Origin of the sequence: Trebonia sp., assembly GCF_049794275.1 — a bacterium.
Lineage (GTDB): Bacteria > Actinomycetota > Actinomycetes > Streptosporangiales > Streptosporangiaceae > Trebonia.
Map to the genome: position 1 here is coordinate 1 of NZ_JBARCR010000001.1, position 1675 is coordinate 1675.

Below are 1675 nucleotides of genomic sequence, written 5' to 3' on the forward strand. Positions count from 1 at the left end.
CTCGGGTGGCGGTGGGCGAGCGCCGCGGCGGGCGAGCGCGCCGACAGAGAAGCGCTGACGCTGGCGCGGCTGTGGGGGCTCCCGATCCTGATCATCGGCTGGTCCGTGGTAACCGTGCTGTGGGACCCGGCCGAGTTGCCCGACCAGCCCTGGGCGAGCCACCGGCTGGTGCCGGTCGTGCTGCCAGGACTGATCCTGCTCGGGCTCTGGGGGTCGTCCCGGCTGGTGGCATGGGCGGTCGCGGTCGGCGCGTCGCGGTGGACCGCCGTGGCGGTGGCGACCTGCTGCGTGCTAGCGATGGCGATCCCCGGCGCGGTGACGTCGCTGAGTCCCGGGCTCGCGGCGCGCCCTTCCGTCGGGCACAGCTCCTCTGCCCTGGCCAAGTTCGTGAGCAGGGTGCAGTTCCCCGGGGCCGGCACCTCCGCGACGTATGGCGGGTCGCTTGAGGCGGTGTCCAGGCTGTGTTCCGCGATCGGCCAGGACGCGAGCGTGGTCTTCGTGGACGCCGCCACCGCGAACTCGCTCAGCCAGGTCGTGCGAGGTGTGTGCGGGCAGCCTGCCGCGTCCGCCGCCGGCGCGTCCCCGCTGGCCATCTCCCAGGTGGTGGGCTCGATCGTAAGGGCCGACCGCCGTCCGGTGCTGCTCGGAGCGTCGCGGTCGCAGTTGGCTGTGTTCGGGGCCTCTCTGGGGGCAATGCCGCGACTGGTGCTGTCGCTGCATACGGCCGGGGACGCCGCGGTGCTGACCGGGCCGCCAGGCGGCACGTGGCCGGTGACGTACACGGTCTGGATGGCCGCGCCGGCCGGCCTGGGGTCTGGCGGCGGCCTTTAGCGGCGCCGCCGATCGCCCGATCGCCTCAACTGCACCAAGGTTAACGGAACGTCTCCAGATGTGCAGGCGCAGAGTGACCGTTGGTGGCGGGCGTGCTGAACGCCTTCGTGCGAACCGGGCTGGCCGTCGAGCACGTGGCCGAGCTCGGCCGGTCCGGGCACCCTAGCCATCCGCGCACGCAAGGGGCCGTGATCCGTCCGAGGGTCGGCGGCGAGCGCAGCCGATTTGCCTTGGCTGCCAGGAGTTCATAGAGTGTTAGTACGACGCGGGGTGGAGCAGTTCGGTAGCTCGCTGGGCTCATAACCCAGAGGTCGCAGGTTCAAATCCTGCCCCCGCTACCAGGTAAAACGGCCCCGGAGCCATTGCTCCGGGGCCGTTTTCGTTGCGATGCTAACCAGATCGGGGGCAATCCTGCCCGACATCCGCACGGCCCAGGCCAGTTCAGAGCGGCGCATGCGACCGGGCACCGGTCGCTGTTTCCGCAGGAGCGGCCCGCCATCACTCGCGGCGGATGATGCGTTCCGTCAAGATGTGCATGACCGTGTCAGTCTAGGCTGTCCCATGATCATGGCCGGGAGCGTGCAGGCTCGCCGGGGAGGAGAGACGAACGCATGGACATGACCAGCGGCGCCACCGTGGGGGTCTCGGCTTCGTCGCTGCGGAAGATGCTGGTGCCGTTGGCCCTGGCCCAGTTCATCTGCAGTTTCGCCGGCTCGAACATGAACGTCATGATCAACGACATCAGCCAGGACCTGCACACCGACGTCCAGGGCGTCCAGGTCTGCATCACGTTGTTCCTGCTGGTGATGGCCGCGCTGATGATCCCGTGCGGCAAGCTGACCGA

The 1675-nt window shown here is 69.6% G+C and carries 1 protein-coding gene, 1 tRNA gene and 1 pseudogene; all 3 read left to right on the plus strand.

The window, feature by feature from the left end:
• A pseudogene (locus tag WA805_RS00005) lies at positions 1-831 on the plus strand (hypothetical protein); the annotation flags it as partial.
• Between the two features lie 264 nt (positions 832-1095).
• Positions 1096-1172, plus strand: a tRNA-Met gene (locus WA805_RS00010).
• A 270-nt stretch (positions 1173-1442) separates the two neighbouring features.
• Positions 1443-1675, plus strand: a 233-nt coding sequence (locus WA805_RS00015) for a hypothetical protein (RefSeq protein WP_425241336.1), incomplete at its 3' end; no start/stop codon positions are given.